Here is a 792-nt window from a genome sequence, read left to right as displayed (position 1 = left end):
CGAGTACGTCTCTGATGCGCCGGAGCCTTCGGGATGGTCAGAAATGGATGCCGCGCATCATCTGCTGCAAGGCCATCGCCTCGGGTGACAGCGTTGGCTTGGCCGATTTGTCCCCCTTGGCCGCCGAGCTGTCCGGGAACATCCGGAAGCTGGTGTTCATCACGATCTGCGCGATGCGCGGCACCAGCGCATGCAGCACCTCGCCGGCAATGCCCAGCCGCGTCGCGATGCGCACCGGCTTGTAGACGCAGGCCTGCGCGATCATGTCGGCCGCCTCCTCGGGGGCGAGCGTCGGCACGTTGTTGTAGATCTTGGTCGGCGCGATCATCGGCGTGCGCACCAGCGGCATGTTGATCGTCGTGAAGGTGATGCCGGTATCCGCGTACTCGCTCGACGCGCAGCGCGTCCAGGCGTCGAGTGCCGCCTTGCTGGCCACGTAGGCCGAGAAGCGCGGCGCGTTCGTCAGCACGCCGATCGAGCTGATGTTGACGATGTGGCCCTTCTTCTTCGCAACCATGCCGGGCAGCAGGCCCATCGTCACGCGCAGGCAGCCGAAGTAGTTCAGTTGCATCGTGCGCTCGAAATCGTGGAAGCGGTCGTAGCTGCTCTCGATCGCACGGCGGATCGAGCGGCCGGCGTTGTTGACCAGAAAGTCGACGCCGCCGAAGTTGGCGTTGATCCAGTCGATCAGGTCGCGGCAGCTCGCCTCGTCGGCGATGTCGGACGAGAAGGTCTCGACGCGCGCGTCCTTGCCGGCGGCCAGCAGGATCTCCTTGCGGGCCTCGGCCAGCT

1 protein-coding gene is annotated in these 792 nt (G+C 65.7%); it reads right to left on the bottom strand.

Annotated elements, in window-relative coordinates:
• Positions 1-37: 37 nt before the first annotated feature.
• Positions 38-792 (bottom strand): SDR family NAD(P)-dependent oxidoreductase (locus AC1D01_RS37110; protein ID WP_477874872.1); only part of this gene is annotated, 755 nt, incomplete at its 5' end.

The sequence above is a fragment of the Rhizobacter sp. P3_B12 genome, from assembly GCF_056402895.1.
Note: the sequence above shows the minus strand (reverse complement) of the source record. Positions and strands in the feature narration are given on the sequence as shown.